The following is a 20,250-nucleotide window of genomic DNA, read 5'->3' as shown; positions in this document are numbered from 1 at the left end:
ATAAACACATATTTCCTAAACCCTGAATAACTGACTGTATGGGATTTTTTGATTTCATGACCGAGGACATTGCGATAGACCTTGGAACCGCAAATACCCTCATCATACATAACGATAAAGTTGTGGTAGACAGCCCGAGTATAGTGGCTCGCGACCGTGTTTCCGGCAAAATTATAGCCGTAGGCAAGGAGGCGAACATGATGCAGGGAAAAACCCATGAGAACATAAAAACCATACGTCCGCTTAAGGATGGGGTTATTGCCGACTTCGACGCTTCTGAAAAGATGATGAGTATGTTTATTAAAAGCATACCTGCACTTAAAAAGAAGCTGTTTACCCCTGCGCTTCGCCTTGTTATATGTATACCAAGCGGTATTACTGAGGTGGAAATGCGTGCGGTAAAAGAATCAGCAGAACGTGTAAACGGTAAGGAAGTATACCTTATCCATGAGCCTATGGCAGCCGCTATTGGTATCGGCATCGATATTATGCAGCCAAAAGGTAACATGATTGTGGATATAGGTGGTGGTACTACTGAGATTGCCGTAATAGCCCTTGGGGGTATTGTGTGCGATAAATCGGTTAAGATTGCGGGAGACGTATTTACAAACGATATTGTGTACTACATGCGTACCCAGCACAACCTTTTTGTAGGTGAAAGTACTGCCGAAAAAATTAAGATTACCATAGGTGCTGCCATAGAAGACCTGGACAGTCCGCCGGAAGATATGAGCGTACAGGGCCGAGACCTGCTAACGGGTAAACCGAAACAGGTAGAGGTATCGTACCGCGAAATAGCCAAGGCGCTGGACAAATCAATACAGCGTATAGAAGACGCGGTTATGGAAACCCTGAGCCAAACGCCACCAGAACTTGCTGCCGATATTTACAACACAGGTATTTACCTGGCCGGCGGTGGTAGTATGCTAAGAGGCCTTGACAAAAGGATTTCGCAAAAAACCGACCTGCCGGTGTACATAGCAGAAGACCCGCTAAGGGCTGTAGTACGCGGCACCGGAATGGCACTAAAAAATATACCAAAATACAGGAGCATCCTTATTAAATAAGATTTAGCAAATGCAGCAAATAATAAACTTTTTATTAAAAAACAGTATTAACTTACTGTTTTTGCTGCTTTTGGGCATATCGTTAACCTTTACCATACAAAGCCACTCTTACCACCGCAGCCTCTCTGTAACCAGTGCAAACGCGGTAACCGGTTATGTATATGAAAAGATTAACGAGGTGGAAACCTATTTTGCCCTCAGGAGTGAAAACGATAAGCTTTCGCAGGAAAATGCTAACCTGAAAAGGTTATTGTTTAACACACAGGATACGCTGAACAAGCCACCAAAAACGCTACCCGAAAATGTACCGGGTAACTACAAGGTGTACGAGGCTAAGGTTATTAAAAACTCTTATAGCAGCAAGGAAAACTACTTTACCATCAATGCCGGATACGACGACGGAATCCGTGAGGAAATGGGTGTGGTAAGCAGCCTTGGGGTTATAGGTATCGTAGAAAAAACATCGGCTCACTACTCTACTGTTATCAGTGTACTAAACCGCGGATACAAGCAAAATGCCAAGATAAAGAAGAACGGCCACTTTGGCACACTTACCTGGAACGGCTTAAACACCGGCTACGCCCAGCTTATAGACGTGCCGCGTATTTCTACCTTTGCAAAAGGCGATACCATAGTAACCGGTAATGAAACCACTATATTCCCCGAGAATATACCTATAGGTGTTATAGAAAAAGTGTACCGCGATAAAACCACCCGAAACTTTACGCTGGATGTGAAGCTCTTTAACGACATGACGAGCCTGGGCTACATATACGTTATAGAGAACAAACATAAAGAGGAAATAATAAAACTGGAAGAAGAAACTAAGCCCGAAGAACAACACTAATGAGCACTACCCTACTTATAAATATTGCTCGCTTTATAGCGCTGCTGGCCTTACAGGTGGTGGTGTGTAACCGGCTGGATCTTTTTGGTTTCCTAAACCCGTTTCCGTACATACTGTTTATTGTGTTGTTTCCGGTAAACGGCAACAAGTACGCATTACTTCTTTCAGCCTTTTTATTAGGTTTGCTTCAGGACCAGTTTTCAGACGGCGGTGGCGCACATACCACTGCCTGCGTAATACTTGCCTACATTAGGCCCACTTTCCTCAGGTTTTCATTTGGTGTAAGTTACGAGTATCAAACGATAAAAATAAACGACCGCCTTTCGCCGGAACGTTTTACCTTTATACTGTTATCAGTGGTTACGCACCACTTTGTACTTTTCATGCTGGAGCTGTTCCGTTTCAGCCTGATATTAGATGTGCTTATCCGCACATTGTGCACCAGTATTTTTACGTTAGTTATTAGTATCATCATCATTTACCTGATTAAGCCGGGCAAACAACAATGAGAAAGATCTTACTTCCTATCCTGGTTATAGTGGCTACCCTCGTTATTATAGCGAGGCTTTTCTACTTGCAGATAATGGACGACTCTTACATTAAAAAGAGCGATAACAACGCCATTAAAATAAAATACGAATACCCCGAACGCGGTTATATCTACGACCGTAACGGCAAGCTAATAGTGGCTAACCAGCCTGCTTACGACATTATGGTTACCCCTTCGGAAATGAAGGACATAGACACCCTGGCACTTTGCGAACTGCTAAAGGTAGATACTATATACTTTAACGAACGCCTGAAAAAAGCACGCGTATACAGCCCAAGGCTCCCGTCGGTTTTCCTGCCGTCGTTAAACAAAAAAGAGTTTGCAGCCTTCCAGGAAAAAATACGCCGCTTTAAAGGCTTTGATATTGTAAAACGTTCACTACGTGATTATCAGATTCACGTTGCAGCCAACATCTTCGGATACATAGGCCAGGTGAATGATGCCATTATTAAAAAAGACCCGTACTACAAAAGTGGCGACCTTATAGGCAAGCAGGGAGTAGAGCAGGTATATGAAGAAGTACTGCGCGGCCAAAAGGGTGTAAAATACATACAGAAAGACCGTTTTAACCGTGAAATAGGTTCGTTTAAGGAAGGAAAATACGATACGCTGGCACAACCGGGGCGCGATATAACCCTTACCATAGACAGTGAACTACAGGAATACGGTGAAAAGCTGATGTTTGAAAAGCGTGGTGGTATTGTAGCCCTGGAGCCTAAAACAGGCGAAATACTTGCCTTGGTTACTGCGCCAAGCTACGATCCGTCGTTACTGGTAGGGCGCGAAAGGTCTAAAAACTACCAGATGCTGGAAAAGGACACACTGGGTATACCGCTATTTGACCGCGGCCTGCTGGCAGAATATCCTCCGGGATCACCGTTTAAAATTCTTACCGGGCTTATCGGCCTGCAAGAAGAGGTAATAGACGAAAACACCACCTTTATGTGCCACCACGGCTTTAGCTACGGGCGTGGCGCATTTATGAGGTGCCACGGTTTTGGTCCACACCAGCTAAATAATGGTATTTACAACTCGTGCAACACCTATTTTGGCAGTACCTACCGCCTTATTATAGACAAGTATACTAAGCCGCAATATGGTGTAGACGCCTGGGCAAGCCACTTAAGGAGCTTTGGGCTTGGCGGTTTCCTTGGTTATGATTTACCTCCCGGCAAAAAAGGCCTTGTACCCGATTCTAAATTATACAAGCACTACTACCCTAACGGAGGCTGGAGGAGCACAACCATTATATCAAACTCGATAGGACAGGGTGAGGTAAAAATGACCCCGATACAATTGGCAAACATGATGGCTACAGTAGCCAACCAGGGCTACTACTACACTCCTCACGTAATTAAAAAAATACAAGGCGGAGGAATAGACCCTAAGTTCAAGGAAAAGCATCAAACTACGATAGACAAGCAATACTTCCCTCCGGTAATACAGGGATTGTTTGACGTGTATAATTATGGTACTGCAAGCCGCCTTCGTGTAGAGGGCATAGAAATATGTGGTAAAACCGGTACTGCCGAAAACTTTACCAAGATAAACGGTGTGCGCACCCAGCTTACAGACCACTCTATATTTGTGGCGTTTGCCCCACGCGAAAATCCTAAAATTGCACTGGCGGTTTTTGTAGAAAACGGTTACTGGGGTGCCCGCTGGGCAGGCCCTATTGCCAGCCTTATGATAGAAAAATACCTTAAAGGCGAAGCCACAACACAAAAAGCCCGTGAGGAATGGATAATGACAAACGGCCTTAAAGACGAATACGCAAAAGTAATCAGCGGACAGCCGTTCCTTATCAACCAGGGACGCTAACCCGCAATAACGATACATGAAAAATCAAAAGGTAACAAATAGTATCGACTGGATAATGGTCCTCTTATATGCCACACTGGTTATAATGGGACTTACTACCATTTACTCTGCATCACTCCCGGATAACGAAGCTTCGTTGTTTGATTTGGGGCAGGTATCCGGTAAGCAAATATTATTCATTGTTACCAGCATACCGCTTATTATTGTTATCCTTACCATAGACGCCAAGATATACGATAAGTATGCCTTTGTTTTCTACGGTTTTGGTTTGCTGCTGCTCTTAGGGCTTTTCCCGTTTGGTAAAACCATTAAGGGGCAAACCAACTGGTACCAGTTTGGAGGTTTCAGTATGCAGCCGTCGGAGTTCGTGAAGATTGCCACGGCGTTAGTGCTCTCTAAATACCTTAGCGACGTACAGATAAACCTGAAAAACTTCAACCACCAGGCCGTTGCTTTTGGTATCATCTGCCTGCCGGTGGCACTAATAATGCTGCAACCCGATGCCGGTAGTGCACTTATCTTCTTTTCGCTTACGCTGGCGTTGTACAGAGAAGGCCTGCCGGGTGCATACCTGGCTTTAGGCGGTGGCGCCATAGCTTTGTTTATATTGGCACTATTAATTAAGCCTGTGGCCCTGATAGCCATTAGCCTTGTAATACTGCTTGCAGCCTATTTCATGACGCGCCGCGCACACCGCAACCCGGTGCTGTACGCTGTTATCCTTGTAGGAATTTCGGCCTATGTGTTTTCGGTCGATTATGTGTTTGAAAACGTACTGGAACCGCACCAGAAAGACCGTATCAATGTGCTTTTTGGCAAGGATGTAAACATGCAAAAAGAGGGCTACAACCTTAACCAGGCGCAGATAGCCATTGGTTCGGGTGGGTGGACCGGAAAAGGCTACCTGGAGGGTACGCAAACCAAAGGCGGCTTTGTACCCGAACAGCACACCGACTATATTTTTACCACTGTAGGCGAAGAATGGGGATTTGCAGGTTCGGTTACGGTAATATTCCTGTTTGTATGCCTGTTGCTGCGCATAATGTACCGCGCCGAACGGCAGAAAAGCAAAATGAGCCGTACTTATGGTTACTGTGTGGCATCGATACTCTTTATGCACTTTTTTGTAAACATTACCATGCTTATACGGCTATTCCCTACGGTGGGTGTGCCACTGCCGTTCTTTAGTTACGGTGGTTCGAGCTTATGGGCATTTACCCTGCTGTTGTTCATTTTTATTAAAATGGACGCCAACCAGGTGAATGAATGGTAGGTTTTTAGTGGATGCGTAAATCCGTGGATTTGTTTATTAGTAAGTTATCTTTCTAAAGGCTATTCTTTATAATATTCTATCTTCCTCTCTACAATAGCAGAGGGCTCACCTTCATGGGTACCTTCCAGGAAAAAGCGGCATTTAATCCAGTTGCCATAGCTGTCGTACTCATAATCATAATAGCGGTGGGTAAATCCGTAACCAGTTATGCCAAGCGGCGGTACCTTATGCGGGTCTTCCGGCGATGTAGATAAAAAACAAGAAGTAATATCTCCATGCTCGTTATAGTAGGTTGTCCAGGTGCTCTTAAACTTAGAGTTAAACCCAGGTGAAAATGTAAAAACAGAAGCAACATAGTCCTTATCTGTTGCATAAAAATAACGTTCTTCAAAAACTACCTTTTCGCAGCTCATCAGGACAATTTTGGTTATCCTGTTTTTGGTATCGTATGCATAATCTATATGCGTATCTTCACAATAACCGGTTTGAGTACCAAAAATTGTTAATGGCATATCCTCTCCCGCCTTACCTACTGTTATATCCTGCCTGATAACACGGCCCAGTTTATCATAGTTGAAGGTTATCTCATTTTGTATATTTTCAGCCTTTTCAACATTGACGGAATCATTCCATACAAAATATGCTATTGCCTTTCTTACCTTGGTACCTTCATGCCTGTAACTATAATGACTATAATCAATTTCGTCGTCTTCTCCTGGTGACTTAGAAGGTCTACTTTTGTCAATCCAAAACAGTAACATATAATCACATACAGGATAGGAATGCTTTATAATAGGCTTAATAGTTATTTTTTTTGCGATATCAGACTTATTATATTGATACTCCTGCTCCCAGATATTGTTGTCTGTCGGGGAATCTAAATTACGCCATGCAAAAGGTCGGCCTCTTAATAAAAGACCAGCGCTATTAAATTCAACATTCCGTAATGAAGATCTTATATCGCTACCTAGACTCAAAAGAGTAGGGTCTTCCTTTAAACGACCATTAAAAGCCACCGATATACAGCGTGAAGATTTTACAGGGCCATTAAATCGAAGGTCGCTCCATTTTGAATTTTTATCTTGGTGGATTCCATTATCCTGCCCAAAAGCAGTATTTAAGAGGAAAGCAAAAAACAAAACCTGTAGTAAAAATTTGTTCATGATATGGTTGGTTTCTTTATGATTACTCCGCCTTTACATCCAGTGCGTCCCTTAGGGCATTACCTGCCATCATAAATGCAAGTACCAGTAAAAGCATGGCAATACCCGGTGCCATAGCCAGCCAGGGTTTACCCAGTATAATGTAATTATAGTGGTCTTTTATCATACCACCCCAACTGGGTACGGGAGGCTGTGCACCAAGCCCAAGGAAGCTCAGGCCGCTTTCTACCAATATGGCTGAAGCGAAGTTGGCCGCCGAAATAACAATAACCGGCGCCATACTGTTTGGCAATATATGGTGGAATATGATACGTGCATTGCTATACCCTAAGGCACGTGCTGCGGTAACGTACTGCATCTGCTTTATGCTCATTACCTGTCCGCGTACCACACGGGCCACCTCTACCCACATGGTGAGGCCCACCGCTACGAATACCTGCCAAAAGCCTTTGCCCAACGCCAGCGTTATGGCAATAACCAGCAGTAGCGTAGGGATGCTCCAGATGATGTTTACCAACCACATTACAAAGGCATCGACCTTGCCGCCGTAAAAGCCCGCTATAGCCCCAAAAAATATCCCTACGATAAGCGATATAAACACCGCCACAAAACCAATGGCTATAGACACACGGCTGCCAATGATAAGGCGGCTCAGCAGGTCGCGACCCTGGCTGTCGGTACCCAGCACAAATTTTTGCTTTGAAATGAATTGCTTTTCAAAAGAAGCTTTGGTTATGCCTTGACCAAACTGCGAAAGCGGTACGGACTTGTACAGCGCCAACGATGCATCGTTGTTATACTCGGTATAGCTAAGGCTGTCGCCTTTTATTTTATAATCCAGGATTGGGACTTTAGGCTGTGGTTCCTTTTCCCCAAAAAAGAATTTAGAGAACCCGCCCTGCGTACTTTCAGCAGCAGGGAAATGCAGCATGGTTACCTCAAAGCCGGGCGGCTTGCTGTGTATGGCCAGGTCGCCCCAGTTAGCATTTTCAGATTGTTCGGGGGCCAGCGGGTATGCAAATACCGCCACCAGCACTAACAGCGCTATAAATACAAAACTTAAAACGCCCCAAAGGTTTTTCCTGAACCTTTGGAGCGCCAAGCCCGTAAGCGATTTACCGGTTTTATCCATGTACGCTTATCGTGTTTTTATCTTACCTACATTTTTATTAACCGCCGTGGTAGACTTTGCAGTTTTACCCTGCATGTCGTCCAGCACGTTTATTGCCTCATTTATATAGGCATCTTTTCCAAGGCTTTTGTACCAGTCCTGTTTTTTCTCGGCAAGCGCAGGATCTTTCTTAAACTGCTCTTTTTCTGCCGGAAGCGCTTCAAACGCCAGCTTGTTGTCATAACTGTTCAGCGCCTTAAATTTCTTGGCAGCAGCCTCTATACGATCGGCATCCGCTTTAAACTTATCAATGTTCAGGCTGTACTCGTTATCGTCTTTACGCTCGCTAAGGTATTTAGCATTCTCATCCATAAGCTTAAACTCAGGGCTTTCTGCTATACGTTTTCTACTTGCCGCTACCACCTTACTGAAGTCGTTTTTAAACGGCTTATAGTCAGACGGGGCTATTTTATCCCAAGGCAGTGCAGTTTCGCTGTCGCGCTCGCCTATTTCTATGTAGCTGTATTTATCAGGCATTACAATATCGCTCTTCACACCTTCGCGTTGTGTACTACCACCGTTTATACGGTAAAACTTCTGTGTAGTGGTTTTTAGCGCACCAAGGTCGCCAAAACTGCTGCCACGCACAAAACGGTTCAGGTCTATGATGTTCTGCACGGTACCTTTACCATAGCTCTGCTTGCTACCCATAATAATACCACGCTTATAATCTTGTATTGCCGCAGCAAATATCTCTGAAGCCGAAGCCGAGAAGTTATTTATAAGCACTACAAGCGGGCCGTCATAATGTACTTTAGGGTCGCTGTCGCTAAGGGTTTCGGTACTGCCGCTGTTACCGCTTTCGGCACGGCTGCGTACCTGTACCACAGGGCCTTTTTCTATGAACAGGCCTGCAATGTCTACCACAGTTTTAAGGGAACCACCGCCGTTATCGCGAAGGTCCATAATAATACCGTCTACACCCTGCGCTTTAAGCCTGTCTACCTCAATAGCCACGTCTTTAGCGGCATCGCGGTTGTCTTTATTTTCAAAGTCGATATAGAATTTCGGCAGGTAAATAACCCCGTAGGTTTTGCCGTTCTTGTTTACAATGCTCGATTTTGCGTAGGTTTCCTCAATTTCTACAACCTCACGCACTATAGGAATTACCTTCATGGTACCGTCTACTTTCTTCACGGTAAGGCGTACTTCGGTTCCTTTTGGCCCCTTGATTTTTTTCACCACATCATCCAGCCTCATACCACTAATGTCTACTGCCTCGTCTTTGCCCTGGGCTACTTTCACAATCAGGTCGCCTTGCTCCAGGTCTTTACCCCTCCAGGCAGGACCGCCCGGTATAAGTTCAGAAATCTCTACATAGTCGCCTTTCTTTTGCAGCCTTGCACCAATTCCCTCAAGCGAACCGCGCATGCTGGTATCAAACTTCTCCTTATCATCCGGCGCAAAGTAGAACGTATGCGGGTCAAAACGCTCAGCTATAGCATTAAGATATACGCTAAACCACTCATCACGTTTCAGGTCGCCTACAAAATCAAAGTAATCGTCTAGTGACTTAAGGGTGCTTTCGCGGGCTTCTTTTTCAAGCTCTGCAAATGATTTTTTGGTACCGTCGGCTTTGGTTTTATCCACTTCCGGAGCAACAGTTGCACCTGTTGCAGACTTATCATCAGCCGGTGCATTTTGTATTTTTTCCTTATCGGTTACTGTAGAAAGCACCGAAAGCTTCAGCTGTTTCCTCCAGCGCTCACGCAGGTCGGCATCATCCTTAGGATAAGGCATTTTTTCGTAATCGGTATTAAAAGCTTCCTCAGCTTTAAAGTCAAAAGGCTTAGCCAGTATATCTTTATAGAAACCTTCGGCTTCTTTTACACGCTGCTGAAAACGGCTGTAAGTAAGTGTAAAAAAGCTGATGTCGCGGTTTTTAATCTGGTCATCAAGCTGCGTTTCATAATTGGCAAACTCGTTTATATCGGCCTGTGTAAAGAACCTTTTAGAAGGATCCAGGTTTTCCAGGTAATCCTTGTATACGCCTTTGCTAAAGTTGTCATCTATGGCTACAGGGCTATAATGTCCTTTTTCTATTACATACGTAAGCAGCTCTATAAGCAGCTTGTCTTTCTCTGGGTCGTTCCCGTCTTTTGAGGGCAACATAGTAAACCCAAACAGCGCGCCGGCTAACAGCACAACAATCGCTATAACCTTATAATTTCTTTTCATAAACTTTAAAAGGGCGTTCATTTTAAATCTTTCTTCGTAATTGTAACACATTAAAAACTGTGCCAAAATCCGTAAACCGTCTTCAACTACCGGCCTGCGGTAAAAAAATATGTATTTTAGCAAAACGTAAAAGTACAATTCTTATTTTTCATTTGCACTATGAGCCACAAAAAACCTTTGATACTTGTAACCAATGACGACGGCGTTACAGCACCCGGTATACGCGCCCTTATAAGCGTAATGAAAGAGCTGGGCGATGTGGTAGTTGTAGCCCCGGACAGCCCGCAAAGCGCCACCGGGCACGCCATAACCATAAACAACACCCTGCACATAAATAAAATAGACATAGACCCAGAAGTGGAGCAGGAATACAGCTGTAGCGGCACCCCGGTAGACTGTGTAAAATTTGCCGTAAACGAAATACTGCACCGCAAACCCGACCTGTGCGTAAGCGGCATAAACCACGGCAGCAACTCGTCTATAAACGTGATTTACAGCGGTACGCTAAGCGCTGCAGTTGAAGCCGGTATAGAAGGCATACCTGCCATAGGTTTTTCTCTGTTGGATTATAACTGGAATGCCGATTTTGAACCTACCAAGCCCTTTATAAAAAAAATAGCACAACAGGTACTGCAAAATGGCCTGCCCGAGGGTGTAATACTGAACGTGAATTTCCCCAAACTACCCGAAAAAGACATTAAAGGGATTAAAGTGTGCCGCCAGGCAAAGGCGTACTGGGAAGAGAAATTTGACAAGCGCACCAACCCAATGGGCAAGGAATATTACTGGCTTACCGGAAAATTTATTAACGAAGATAAAGGCGAAGACACCGACGAATGGGCGCTGGGCCAAGGCTATGTTTCGGTAGTACCGGTACAGTTTGACCTTACTGCATACCACGCCATACAAACCCTGAACAGCTGGGACATGAACGAGTAACAATACAGCCCTGCCCACCTGGCAGGGCTTTTTTTCTCCCACACCAAAACGCAAAACAAAATGCAAAAAAGGGGAAACAAACCTTTAGCGATACTTGCTTCGTAATAAATTTCTTCTACTTTTGCAAAAAACCCAACCAACATTATGAAAAAACTCATACTTGCCACAATCCTGGCAGCTCTATTTGTTTCGTGTAGTAAAGAAGAAAGTGTGTCTTCAGTTGAAATTGAAGGTGTATGGACACTAAAATCACTTTATGGGCTAACCCGTTACGATCTTAATAATGATGGTGTTGAATCATCTAACCTACTACAAGAATACTACGGTTGCGGAGCAGACAACACTTTAACCTTCTCTGAAGACGGGACCGTACTATTCCACAGACAAAAACTTGTTTCTACCATCAATTGCTCCGAAGTAGACTTTGAAGGCACTTGGACAAAAAAAGGAAACAACCTTACTTTAGTTTTTCCTGACGAGACAAGCGTTTACAAAATAAACCCGAGCGATCAGACCATAAGCATACAAATCACTCCCTACGGATACACCTCATTGGGTGCTGTTACCGCAATATTCATCTATAAAAAGCAGGAATAGCGGCAATTTAGCAACCCATACCTCCTTTCATTTCGCGGCTTTTATAAATAAGCTATCTTTGCCATTGTAAACCTTCTTTTATGAAATACTACATAATAGCCGGTGAAGCCAGTGGCGACCTGCATGCATCTAACCTGATGAAGGAATTGTACAAGGCCGACCCGCAGGCAGACATACGCTTTTGGGGCGGCGACCTTATGCAGGCCGTAGGCGGTACACTTGTAAAACACTACCGCGACCTGGCGTTTATGGGTTTTGCCGAGGTAGTAGCCAACCTGAAGACCATACTGAACAACATAAAATTCTGCAAGGAAGACATACTGGCTTTTAAACCCGATGCGATAATTTTTATTGACTATCCGGGTTTTAACATGCGTATTGCACAATGGGCAAAACAACTGGGCATACCCACGCATTACTACATTTCGCCACAAATATGGGCATGGAAGGAAAACCGCATCAAGGCCATAAAGCGTGATGTAGACCACATGTACATCATACTGCCGTTTGAAAAGGATTTTTACGAAAAGAAGCACAACTTTAAAGTCAACTTTGTAGGCCACCCGCTCATTGACGCCATACACAACCGCAAGCCGGTAGATGAAACGGCTTTCCGTAAAGAATTTAACCTGGACAACAGGCCGGTAATAGCATTGCTGCCGGGCAGCCGTAAACAGGAAATCTCTAAAATGCTGGGCGGCATGCTCTCTGTAGTAAATGATTTCCCCGATTACCAGTTTGTAATTGCCGGCGCGCCCTCGCAGGAATACAGCTTTTATGAACAGTTTCTTACCAAAGACAGCGTACACTTTATAAGCAACCGCACCTACGACCTGCTCAGCATAGCACATGCTGCACTGGTAACATCGGGCACCGCTACACTGGAAACCGCATTATTTAAGGTACCCGAAGTGGTATGCTACAAAGGAAACTGGATAAGCTACCAAATAGCAAAACGCATCATTACGCTTAAATACATATCGCTGGTAAACCTTATTATGGATGAGGAAGTTGTTAAAGAACTGATTCAGAATGACTTTAACACTGCCGCGATTAAGAAAGAATTAACAAAGTTATTAACACCCGAATACAGAGCTAACCTGCTGAAAAAGTACGATATACTGGAAGAAAAGCTGGGAGGCGACGGCGCGAGTGCAAACACCGCAAACCTTATTGTTAAAAACTTTAACACCGGCAAATAAATATTTTTTAAACCTAACCCGTTATATTTGTAAAAAACAGAGTCGAATTTGATAAAACAAAAAGTTTTGAAGTATATCCAGTCACTATCACTTACCTTACTACTATTATTAATTACTGTAAGCGCAGCAGCTCAAGGCGGTACCTCGGCACCGGCCAGAAATCTGCAGAGTGTAAACCTGGGGCATGACTCTGAACCAACTACTGCTAAAGTTGCCACCACTAACAAAGCTGTTTTCCTTGAAAACGATGTGGTAGCCTATAACGACAAACCGGCTCCTGCTACAGAAAAAGCAAAACCTGCCGCTACAAAATCGGACGTTCCTAAAAAGAAAAAGAAGAAAACCGTAGCCGTAGTAGAAGAAGCAGCCGAAGACTTTAGCGCAATTCCTTACGAAAATTATTTTGCCCGCCAGATAGTAAACAACGCCCTGCTTTTTGAAGGCGTGCCTTACAGGGGCGGAGGCACTACTACTGCAGGCATGGACTGCTCGGGTATGGTGTTTGCCACTTTCAAAATGTTTGACTGGACGCTTCCCCGCAGCTCAGCTTCTATGGCTGCCGATGCAGGCCACAGAGTAGACCTGAAGGAAGTACGTATAGGCGACCTGCTTTTCTTTGACAACAGCCCTTACAAAAACAGCATCAACCACGTGGGCCTTGTAACCGAGGTTACCGCAGAGGGCGAAGTAAAGTTTATACATGCCACCCTAAGCCACGGTGTAGCCATATCGTCTATGAACGACAACTACTACATCCGCACGTTTGTGCAGGCTAACAGGGTAATTGAAGATTAATACACCAAAAACCATATACTAACCAACCCCCGCTCAATATCTTATGAAGGTATTGAAGTACCCCGTTATTATAATCACACTAAGCATAGCAGCCGGTATTTTTACCGGTTTTGCCTGTTTATGGCCGTTGCATATTATCGTCAGTATATTTGTTTGCACACTGGCAGCCACCTCAGCGGCTTATTTTTATTCACAAAAACAGCTCATCCCGAAACCGTATTTTGAAACAAGCAGCCTGCTGCTGGCTTTCAGCATAGGACTACTGGCACAATGGCTCAGCTACACCCCAAATAATCCGGACCATTACAGCCGTTTCCTTAAAAACGACACTCCTACCGTACGCGGTGTAATTACCGAACGGTTAAAACCGAACGATTACAACGAGAAATACCTCTTTTCAGTTGCCGCAATAGACCAGCAACCCGCCAGCGGCACTCTACTCATCTCGTTACCGAAAGACAGCCTGAACACCCATCTGCATACCGGCGATGTACTGTTTATTAACAGCGAACTAAAGCCCATACTCCCCGCCATGAACCCGTACCAGTTTGATTACGCAAAGTACATGGCAAAGCAGAATGTTTTCCACCAGGTAAAACTGAAGGACAACTACATCATTACCGGAACCGAAACAGGTTTTAACTACAGCATACAACAACTGCGCGACAGGCTCACCACAAGCTTTTCCATACACCACTACCCCGCCACGGTACAAAACCTCATCAATGCACTGTTGTTCGGGCAGCGGCAGGATATGGACAAAGAAACCAACGACAACTATATCAATGCCGGGGTAATACACATACTAGCCATATCAGGACTCCACTTCACGCTCCTGTTTGCCATACTGAACTGGCTGCTGGCTCCCCTGAAACGCATCCCGAAACTGGGCAACACAGGCCACTTCATTGCTATACTCACCCTTATGTGGCTGTTCGGATTTATTACAGGATTGTCGGCTTCGGTAGTACGTTCGGTAGTAATGTTCAGCTTCCTTATGGCAGGGCAAGCTATGGCACGAAGGGTAAGCATTTACAATTCACTCGCGGTATCGGCACTGGTACTACTCATTGCAAAACCAAGCTTTTTGTTTGATGCCGGTTTCCAGCTGAGTTACCTTGCGGTGCAGGGTATTGTATGGTTTCAGCCCCTATACAAAGGCAAACTGAAAAGCAAATACCGTGTTGTAAACATGACGCGCGACCTGGTAATGGTATCGCTCACCGCGCAGATAGCCGTACTGCCCATCAGCCTGTATTATTTCGGGCAGTTGCCATTGTTGTTTTTATTAGCCAACATCGTAGTAATACCGTTGAGCAATTTGGTGCTCATCCTCGGGTTAATTACGCTTGCGCTGAATTTTGTTTTCCCCGCACTCGCATTATGGGTAGGCAAACTGCTGGAATGGGCTATTTACATCATGAACTACTTTACCGCATGGGTGGCCTCACTCGATGTTTTTGTAATAAAAAACATACCCTTTACCCTGACATTGTGCATTTGCCTGTATGGCGTGATTATTACCATTGCACTTAGCCTGCAACAGAAAAGTTACACCCGAATAGTAGCAGCCCTGGTAAGCATCTTAGTGTTACAATTGGCATACATGGGTACTGTTTACAATATGCGTAACACAAACGAACTGTTAGTATTGCACAACTACGACCACAGCATCATTGTACATAAAAACGGCGACCACCTCAGCATAGTCAGTACTGATAGCCTTGCATTACAAAATCGCAATGTTTTGGCGTATGCCAAAGGAAATTTCAACCCCGAAACATCGCTGAAACCAATTGGCAACTACGTATATTTCAACGGCAAGAAGATTTTTGTGATGGACAGCACCGGTGTGTACGACAGCCTAATGAAACCCGACGTGCTTATTATTACACAATCGCCACGGGTGAATTTAGACCGCGTACTAAACCAAATGCAACCAAAGGCCGTAATAGCTGATGCCACCAATTACAAAACGTATGTAAACCGTTGGGCTGCTACCTGCCACAAAAGAAAAATCCCTTTCCATGCCACAGCCGAAAAGGGATCGTATATTTTAAAATAAGAAGGCTGTTAAAACACCATTTCTTTATAAGGTACTATTGTGGTAAAACCTTTTGCGGTAAAATATGCGGTAGGATCTTCTTCAGCTGTAGCCAAAACAAAATCGCCACCCCAGGCCCCCAGGCTTTTTACCACCCCGTTAAAGTCAGGAAACAGGCGCTCCTGCACCGGGGCAATACCCAGTACACCACCCAGTAAGGCTTCCTGCTTTTCCAGCGCCGATGAAAACGAGCTTAAATCGGTAGCCGTGCTTACCTCCTCAATCAGTTTGTTTATCTGTGCAACCAATGCCTGCTTGTCAAACTCCTTTTCGCGGTAGGCCGCAATTGCCTCACGGCTGTTTTGCTTTTGGTTCAGGTACACAAAGTACAGCTTATCGGAAAAATCAGGATTAAAGCTTATAGTACGCACGGTAGGCTCTCCCCCGTTCATGTTATAGATAAGCGGTTCCTGTTGCTGTGCGCAGGCAATATCGTAGCCGCTGCCACCAAAAGTTTGTGCCAAAAGTTTATAAGGGTTAATGCCAAACCAGTCGGCCACAAGGCTTATAAGCGTAGACGAAGTGCCCAACCCCCAATTGCGTGGAAACGTCAGTTTTGTAACTACATCAAATCCTGAAACAAGAACTTCGGGATTTGCGGCATGGGCTATACGCAGCACTTTTATAAGCATTTCTGCTTCTTTGTTGCCATGATTTGTTGTATTCGCAAAAACATCTTCGAGTGCAATAGACACTTCCAGCCACAATGAACCGTCGGCATCGTAGCTTTTCCAGCTGATGCTGTTTGTACTGTTGCTTTCTACTTCAAGCGACTGCCCGAAACGTGTGGGCAGGGCAAATGCATCCGAGCCGTCGAGCACGGTATATTCGCCCATTATAAACAGCTTACCGTTAGCGTATAAAGTCTTCTTCAATTTTGCTAGGATCGGTTTTACGTAATTCTTCAAGGTATTCCGCTACTGCCGAATGTGATACCGTATTTTTTTCAAAATGCTTTACAGTAGCTTTCTTTTCGTGGTCGTTAGCACCCAGCTGGTTCAGGATGTTCATCAGGTGCATTTTCATGTGTCCCTGTTGTATACCGGTAGTGGTAAGCGAACGCACCGCACCAAAGTTCTGTGCCAATCCTGCCACGGCAACAATCTGCATCAGTTCCTGTGCCGATGGGTTGCCCAGCATTTCCAGGCAGAATTTCACTAATGGGTGCAGCGTGGTAAGTCCGCCCACGGTACCCAGCGCCAGTGGCACATCGAGCCAGAAGGTGAAAATACCGTTCTCTACCTTAGCGTGGCTCAGGCTGGTGTATTGACCATCTTTGGCGGCATAGGCGTGTACTCCTGCTTCCACAGCGCGGAAATCGTTACCGGTGGCTACTATAACGGCATCAATACCGTTCATAATGCCTTTGTTATGGGTTACCGCCCTAAAAGGCTCCACCTCAGCTATGTTTATTGCCGTTACAAATTTTTGGGCAAATTCTTCCGGCTTAATGTTTTTGTCTTCGTTAAGATCTTCTATTGGGCAACTTACCTCGGCACGTACCACACAGTTCGGCACGTAATTGCTCAGTATGCTCATAATAACCTGTATGTGCTTTTCGGCTTCGGTAAACGGTTCGTAGGTAAGCGCCTCCTGCCTTAGTGTTTTGCTAAATTGTTCCAAGCACGAGTTGATAAAGTTGGCACCCATGCTGTCTACCGTTTCAAAGGTAGCGTGCAGCTGGTAGTAGCCTTCAATCAGGGCCGTTTTATCGCGCAGCTCTATATCAAGGATACCGCCACCGCGTTTCTGCATGTTTTTGGTAATATCTTCGGTATCGGAAAAAAACTTGGGCTTTATACTTTCAAAAAATGCAGTAAGTTTTTGTGTGTCGCCTTCGTATTTAAAGTGTACCTGCCCTATTTTCTCGGTATTAAGCACAGTAGCCTTAAAACCACCTCGGCCGGCCCAAAACTTGGCGGCTTTACTGGCGGCTGCCACTACCGAGCTTTCCTCTATAGCCATGGGTATGGTATAGTCTTTACCGTTTATGGTAAAACTTGGCGCAATGCCCAGTGGCAGGTAAAAATTAGTAACCGTATTTTCTATGAACTCGTCGTGCAGTTTTTGCAGGTCGGTATTTTCATTCCAGTATTGTTTCAGCAATGCTGTGGCTTCCTCCGGGTTTTGGAAATAGGAGTTTGCCAGCCATTCTATTTTTTGCTCTTTCGCCAGTTTGCTAAAACCGCTAATTGCCTTACTCATCTTTGGTTACTCTTGTTAAATTGTGGCACAAAGATAGGGCATTGGCTCAGGTTTTTAAACAAAAATGCAATGTTAGGACAACTGTAATTTCATTTAACAAAAAAAAGACCCCTAAAGTCATAAAATTTTACTAAAATTGGAGGTTTTTTTATCATACGCGAAATGAAATACGCCAAAAAGTCAATTTTATTCTTTTTACTGGCTGCACTGCCTGCACTGGCGCAGCAAAAAATAACCCTTGAAGAAATATGGGGAGGTGCGTTCCGCGCCAAAGGCATGGACGAACTCAGTGCCATGAAAAACACCAATCAGTACACAGTGCTAAATGCTAACTGGAATGCCGGTACCGCCGCCATAGACCTGTACGATTTTGCTACGCTGAACAAAGTGGGCACGCTGATTGAGTCTAAAAACTTTAGTGAGTTAAAGCAGGGAATAGACAGCTACACCTTTAGCAAGGATGAGAAAAAAATACTGATAGCCACTAACAGCAATCCTATTTTCAGGCATTCGTTTACGGCTGATTTCTTTGTTTTCGACACCGCTACCAAGAAGCTTACGCCTTTAACCGATAACAAAGTTCAGGAGCCTACTTTTTCTCCCGACGGTAAAAAAGTAGCCTACGTATACGACAACAACATTTATGTTAACGACCTTGCCGAAGGTATAGTAAGGCCAGTAACCAAGGATGGCAAAAAGAACGCCATTATAAACGGTGTGTGCGACTGGGTATACGAGGAAGAATTTTCTTTTGTGAGGGCATACGAGTGGAATGCCACCGGCGACAAAATAGCTTACATCCGTTTTGATGAAACCGAAGTGCCTGAGTTTACCATGGAAGTATATGAAGGCAGCCTGTATCCGCAGCCGAATACCTTTAAGTACCCTAAGGCGGGTGAGAAGAACAGCCTGGTTTCGCTGCATATTTATGATGTTAAGACCAATACCGACAAAGAAATTAAACTGGGTAATTACTCAGACTTTTACATACCACGCATAAAGTGGACCAATGACGCCCAAACGCTGAGCGTACAGGTTATTAACCGCCACCAGAACAACCTTGATCTTATTTTTGTGGATGCCAACAACGGCACTGCAAAGGTGGTATTAAACGAAACCGACAAGGCGTATGTAGACATTACTGACAACCTTACGTTCCTGGATGATAACAGCTTCATCTGGACGAGTGAAAAAGACGGCTTTAACCACATTTACCTGTACAACAAGGCAGGCAAGCTGGTTAACCAGATTACTAAAGGCAAATGGGAAGTAACTGCTTATTACGGTTACGACAAGAAAACCAAATCGGTTTTCTTCCAGTCTACTGAAAACGGCAGCATCAACCGCGATGTATACCGCATAGGCACTAACGGCAAAAACAAGGTAAGGCTTACTGCCCAAACCGGTACTAACGATGCTACTTTTAGCCCTGATTATACGTATTTCATAAATACCTATTCAAGCGCTGCACAACCTACCACTTATACCCTTAATGGCAGCAAAGACGGTAAGCAGGTTAAGGAAATTGTAAACAACAACGCCCTTAAAGACAAGCTTGCCAAATATAACCTCCCGGCAAAAGAATTTACAACCATTACTACCGAAAAAGGGCACAACCTAAACGCATGGTTCATTAAACCGGCAGATTTCGACCCTAAAAAGAAATACCCCGTACTTATGTACCAGTACAGTGGCCCGGGCAGCCAGCAGGTGGCTAACCAGTGGAACACCACTAACGATTACTGGTATTATATGCTGGCGCAGCAAGGTTACATTGTGGCCTGTGTAGACGGTCGTGGTACCGGCTTTAAAGGTGCCGACTTTAAGAAAGTAACCTACAAAGAACTGGGCAAATATGAAGTGGAAGACCAGATAGACGCCGCTAAGGTTATAGGCAAATACGCTTACGTAGACCCTGCCCGTATAGGTATATGGGGCTGGAGTTTTGGTGGTTTTATGAGCAGTAACTGTATCCTTAAAGGTGCCGATGTGTTTAGTATGGCTATTGCTGTGGCTCCGGTAACCAACTGGCGTTTTTACGACAGCATTTACACCGAGCGTTATATGCAAACCCCACAGGAAAACGCTGGTGGGTACGACATGAACTCGCCTATAAACTTTGCCAAGAACCTTAAAGGCAAATACCTGCTGATACACGGCAGTGCCGATGACAACGTACACGTGCAAAACACCATGCTGATGATAGAGGCACTGGTACAAGCCAACAAGCAGTTTGACTGGGCCATTTACCCTGACAAAAACCACGGTATTTACGGTGGTAAAACCAGGCTGCAACTGTATACAAAAATGACCAACTTTATTAAAGAGAACCTATAAT

At 44.6% G+C, this 20,250-nt stretch carries 16 protein-coding genes; 11 read left to right on the top strand and 5 right to left on the bottom strand.

Annotated features, from left to right (window positions below):
* Window positions 1-38 precede the first annotated feature (38 nt).
* The 5 genes from ACLI1A_RS01590 to rodA are packed head-to-tail and all read left to right on the top strand — an operon-like array spanning window position 39 to window position 5,558.
* Window positions 39-1,067 (top strand): rod shape-determining protein, encoded by a 1,029-nt coding sequence (locus tag ACLI1A_RS01590; RefSeq protein WP_411405378.1) that lies wholly within the window; start codon window positions 39-41, stop codon window positions 1,065-1,067.
* A 10-nt stretch (window positions 1,068-1,077) separates the two neighbouring features.
* Entirely contained in the window at window positions 1,078-1,914 is an 837-nt protein-coding gene (mreC, locus tag ACLI1A_RS01585) for a rod shape-determining protein MreC (RefSeq protein WP_411405376.1), read from the top strand.
* Window positions 1,914-2,423 carry a rod shape-determining protein MreD gene (locus tag ACLI1A_RS01580; RefSeq protein WP_411405374.1) on the top strand — a complete coding sequence of 170 codons (510 nt, stop codon included), beginning with the start codon at window positions 1,914-1,916 and terminating at the stop codon, window positions 2,421-2,423. The genes mreC and ACLI1A_RS01580 overlap by 1 nt, the downstream gene beginning before the upstream one ends.
* A complete protein-coding gene (gene mrdA, locus ACLI1A_RS01575; RefSeq protein ID WP_411405372.1) occupies window positions 2,420-4,285 on the top strand; it encodes a penicillin-binding protein 2 in 1,866 nt (621 codons plus the stop codon). Before ACLI1A_RS01580 ends, mrdA begins: the two co-directional genes overlap by 4 nt.
* Before the next feature lie 16 nt (window positions 4,286-4,301).
* Window positions 4,302-5,558: a rod shape-determining protein RodA gene (rodA, locus tag ACLI1A_RS01570; RefSeq protein WP_411405370.1), complete on the top strand. Its 1,257-nt coding sequence runs from the start codon at window positions 4,302-4,304 to the stop codon at window positions 5,556-5,558.
* A gap of 59 nt (window positions 5,559-5,617) precedes the next feature.
* Here rodA and ACLI1A_RS01565 read toward each other — a convergent pair whose 3' ends face one another.
* The 3 genes from ACLI1A_RS01565 to ACLI1A_RS01555 form a co-directional block, all read right to left on the bottom strand.
* Complete coding sequence (locus ACLI1A_RS01565) at window positions 5,618-6,319, bottom strand: hypothetical protein (protein ID WP_411405368.1); 702 nt, start codon at window positions 6,317-6,319, stop codon at window positions 5,618-5,620.
* 424 nt (window positions 6,320-6,743) lie between these two features.
* Window positions 6,744-7,853 (bottom strand): ABC transporter permease, encoded by a 1,110-nt coding sequence (locus tag ACLI1A_RS01560; protein ID WP_411405366.1) that lies wholly within the window; start codon window positions 7,851-7,853, stop codon window positions 6,744-6,746.
* Between the two features lie 6 nt (window positions 7,854-7,859).
* Window positions 7,860-10,091, bottom strand: a complete 2,232-nt coding sequence (locus ACLI1A_RS01555; protein ID WP_411405364.1) for a carboxy terminal-processing peptidase — start codon at window positions 10,089-10,091, stop codon at window positions 7,860-7,862.
* Between the two features lie 138 nt (window positions 10,092-10,229).
* On the opposite strand from ACLI1A_RS01555, the gene surE reads away from it, so the two are divergent.
* From surE to ACLI1A_RS01530, 5 genes are all read left to right on the top strand, one after another.
* Complete coding sequence (gene surE, locus ACLI1A_RS01550) at window positions 10,230-11,009, top strand: 5'/3'-nucleotidase SurE (protein WP_411405362.1); 780 nt, start codon at window positions 10,230-10,232, stop codon at window positions 11,007-11,009.
* 144 nt (window positions 11,010-11,153) lie between these two features.
* Entirely contained in the window at window positions 11,154-11,606 is a 453-nt protein-coding gene (locus tag ACLI1A_RS01545) for a lipocalin family protein (protein WP_411405360.1), read from the top strand.
* A gap of 80 nt (window positions 11,607-11,686) precedes the next feature.
* Window positions 11,687-12,808, top strand: a complete 1,122-nt coding sequence (gene lpxB / locus ACLI1A_RS01540) for a lipid-A-disaccharide synthase (protein WP_411405358.1) — start codon at window positions 11,687-11,689, stop codon at window positions 12,806-12,808.
* Window positions 12,809-12,874: 66 nt separating this feature from the next.
* Window positions 12,875-13,603: a C40 family peptidase gene (locus tag ACLI1A_RS01535; RefSeq protein ID WP_411405356.1), complete on the top strand. Its 729-nt coding sequence runs from the start codon at window positions 12,875-12,877 to the stop codon at window positions 13,601-13,603.
* Window positions 13,604-13,646: 43 nt separating this feature from the next.
* Window positions 13,647-15,668, top strand: coding sequence for a ComEC/Rec2 family competence protein (locus ACLI1A_RS01530; protein WP_411405354.1), 2,022 nt, complete (start codon window positions 13,647-13,649; stop codon window positions 15,666-15,668).
* 8 nt (window positions 15,669-15,676) lie between these two features.
* Here ACLI1A_RS01530 and ACLI1A_RS01525 read toward each other — a convergent pair whose 3' ends face one another.
* Window positions 15,677-16,582, bottom strand: coding sequence for a GYDIA family GHMP kinase (locus ACLI1A_RS01525; RefSeq protein WP_411405352.1), 906 nt, complete (start codon window positions 16,580-16,582; stop codon window positions 15,677-15,679).
* On the bottom strand, window positions 16,560-17,912 hold the full coding sequence (locus ACLI1A_RS01520; protein WP_411405350.1) for a hydroxymethylglutaryl-CoA reductase, degradative: 1,353 nt from the start codon (window positions 17,910-17,912) through the stop codon (window positions 16,560-16,562). The genes ACLI1A_RS01525 and ACLI1A_RS01520 overlap by 23 nt, the downstream gene beginning before the upstream one ends.
* A gap of 162 nt (window positions 17,913-18,074) precedes the next feature.
* On the opposite strand from ACLI1A_RS01520, the gene ACLI1A_RS01515 reads away from it, so the two are divergent.
* Complete coding sequence (locus tag ACLI1A_RS01515; protein WP_411405348.1) at window positions 18,075-20,249, top strand: S9 family peptidase; 2,175 nt, start codon at window positions 18,075-18,077, stop codon at window positions 20,247-20,249.
* Window position 20,250 lies beyond the last annotated feature (1 nt).

The organism is Flavobacterium sp. RHBU_3 (assembly GCF_046613565.1).
Taxonomy (GTDB): Bacteria; Bacteroidota; Bacteroidia; order Flavobacteriales; family Flavobacteriaceae; genus Flavobacterium.
This window is presented reverse-complemented; position numbering and strand designations above follow the sequence as displayed.